Origin of the sequence: Tabrizicola sp. (assembly GCF_036781545.1) — a bacterium.
In the GTDB taxonomy this organism is placed as follows: Bacteria; Pseudomonadota; Alphaproteobacteria; order Rhodobacterales; family Rhodobacteraceae; genus Tabrizicola.
This window is the reverse complement of the sequence record NZ_DAIQAT010000268.1, coordinates 1-2,459: the sequence shown is the minus strand read 5'-3', so window position 1 is coordinate 2,459 and position 2,459 is coordinate 1. Positions and strand designations below refer to the sequence as shown.

Here is a 2,459-nt window from a genome sequence, read left to right as displayed (position 1 = left end):
TCCCACAGCCCCTTCGACCGTTTCAGATAGGCGGGATCGACCACATAGGTCGAGGCCGCATGTTCATAGACCACCGGCGCCTGCTGGCGGGCGACCACGCCGCCGGGAAGCGGTTTCGACACATGCAGCGCGCCGCTCGCGTCAGGCTCCACAAGGTTGAAATAGGGATTCTTTCGCGCCTCGCAGCAGCTCATCACCATGTCTGGATGTTCGGTTTTGTAAAGTTGCAGCGCGGCGGTGATGTCTTCGGGCAGCCGCAGCGGCGAGGTGCAGTCGAGGTCTAGGAAGGCATCCACCGGGCCGACCAAGGCCTCGGACGCCTCCAGCGCGTGCTGCCAGACCCCCCATTTTCCGGCGCTGTCCGTCGCCAGATGCGAGGGGCGCAGCCCGATCTTCAGGCAGCCTTTCGCAACCGCATGGTCATAGATTTCCTCGTCATCTGTCGAGACCACCACGGCATCCACCAGCGGATGCTCCAGCAGCTGATCCAGCGACCAGTCGATTAGCGGCTTGCCGTGGATCAGTCGGAAGTTCTTGCGCGGCACGCCCTTCGAGCCCTTCCGCGCGCCGATATGGCCCAAAATCACTTGAGATACTCCGTCATGGGATGTCCTTGGTGATGGAACCGATGAATTCCCGCTTCGACCAGGCGTCGGCCACCAGCCGGGCAGAGCCCAGGCAGCGGTCCAGCCGCGGCATCAGCGGGTTGCCCGAAGTCTCGCCCCCCGAGGCCAGCGCCAGGAAGTCGCGCATCGCATCCAGGAACATCGCATTGCGTTCCAGTGGCAGGTCCAGAAGCCGCGGGCCGGAAGGTTCCGTCACCCGGTAGATCTGTGCCGCGAAGTCGAAGTCGTGCATCCGTTCCGTCCCCCGCAGGGTGGTGCGGCGGTGGAGGAGGGGGGTCAGGTAGTCCATCGACACATCGCCTGCAAGCCCTTCAGCCGTCAGCGAAATCCGGCTGGCGAAATCCACGCCGGGAAAGGCTGCATGGCCCAGGCTTTCGACCTGCGTCACCGTGAGGCCCGGGACCAGGCACACCGCCAGGTCAAGCTCGTGGCAGAGGTCCAGCAGCACCCCGCCGCCTTCTCCCTTCGCGGCATAGCTTTCCGAAAACCGCCAGTTCGCCCGCCATTGCGTCACGTCATGGCCGATGGTCAGCGCGAACTGGAACACGTCGGACAGATCCGCCGCCGCCAATGCCCGCACCGCCGGATGGTAGCGCATCATGTAGCCGAGCATCGACCGTTCCGCGACCGGCGCGGCAGCCAGCGCGATGGCCTCCACCTCCTTGGGCCGGAAGGCGAGCGGCTTCTCGATATACATGGCCAGGCCGCGGGCAGCGGCGGCCTCGACCAGCGGCAGGCGAATGTCGGTTGCCGTGGCGATCACCACCGCCTCGGCCCCGTCCATCGCGGCCAATGCCCCGTCCAGCCCCGCCTCGCGCCAGGAAAGCAGCCGGGGCTCGGCCCCCAGCGACCGCAGATTGTCGTGATGCCGCCGCCCGATGGAGCCGGAGCCGATGACCAGAACACGCATGCTGCCTCCCTTGGGCAAGCCCTAGCGCGAAACCGCCGGGGGGACCAGAGGCGGGCGCTGGCCCGGCCAGTCGGTCGCGCGGTGGTAGGCCTGCCCCACGGCCAGCACGCCCGCGTCGTCGCCCGACCGGCCGATGATCTGCATCCCCGTCGGCAATCCGCTTTCAGAAAAGCCCACCGGCACCGACAGCGCGGGCAGGCCGATCAGGCTGGCAGGCACCACCACCTCCATCCAGCGGTGATAGGTGTCCATCCTGTGCCCCGCGATCTCTTCCGGCCAGCGCCAACCGGCGGGGAAGGGCCAGACCTGCGCGGTCGGCAGGATCACGGCGTCGTAGCGTTGGAACAGCCGTGCGGCATGGGCATGCCAGCGGCTGCGGATCACGCTCGCCTCGTAAACCGCCTGCGCGCTCAGGCCCATGCCCTGCTCGATCTCCCAGATCGTCTCGGGCTTGGTCAGTGCGCGTTTTGCCGGGTCCTCGGCCAAGGCGCGCTTGCCGCCTGCGTTCAGCATGGCGCGCAGCGTGACCCAGGCGGACCACAGCTTTTCCGCCGGGAAGGGCGGGGGCAGGGGCTCCACCACCGCGCCCAGGCCCTCCAGCACCTTCAGGCCCGCCTCGGAGGCGGCGAGGATGCCCGGCTCCATCGCATAGGCGCCGCCCCAGTCGGCCAGCCAGCCGACGCGCAACCCCTTCACCCCCCGGTCCAGCCCGGTCAGCAGGTCCGGCACCGCGCGGGGGAAGGGGACCTCCGGGTTCTCGCCCGCCTGCACCAGCAGCAGCCGCGCGAGATCCTCGATGGTTCGCGCCATCGGGCCTTCGGTGGCGAGCGTCGAGAGGTAGGTGTCGCCCTCGGCATCCGCGGGCACCAGCCCCCAGGTCGGGCGGAAGCCGTAGACGTTGCAGAACCCCGCCGGGTTGCGCA

3 protein-coding genes are annotated in these 2,459 nt (G+C 68.3%); all 3 read right to left on the bottom strand.

Annotation, left to right across the window (positions count from 1 at the left end; all coding sequences use genetic code 11):
- Nucleotides 1-587: acylneuraminate cytidylyltransferase family protein (locus V7Q39_RS20500; RefSeq protein ID WP_333818459.1), on the bottom strand; the 587-nt coding region annotated here is incomplete at its 3' end.
- 13 nt (nt 588-600) lie between these two features.
- Nucleotides 601-1,536 carry a Gfo/Idh/MocA family protein gene (locus V7Q39_RS20495; RefSeq protein WP_333818457.1) on the bottom strand — a complete coding sequence of 312 codons (936 nt, stop codon included), beginning with the start codon at nt 1,534-1,536 and terminating at the stop codon, nt 601-603.
- A gap of 21 nt (nt 1,537-1,557) precedes the next feature.
- The coding region (locus tag V7Q39_RS20490) for an amidase family protein (RefSeq protein ID WP_333818456.1) at nt 1,558-2,459 on the bottom strand (902 nt) is incomplete at its 5' end.

What these genes read in the sequence shown, in the direction of transcription:
- V7Q39_RS20495 (WP_333818457.1), bottom strand. Translation starts at nt 1,536, where the DNA reads ATGCGTGTTCTGGTCATCGGCTCCGGCTCCATCGGGCGGCGGCATCAC.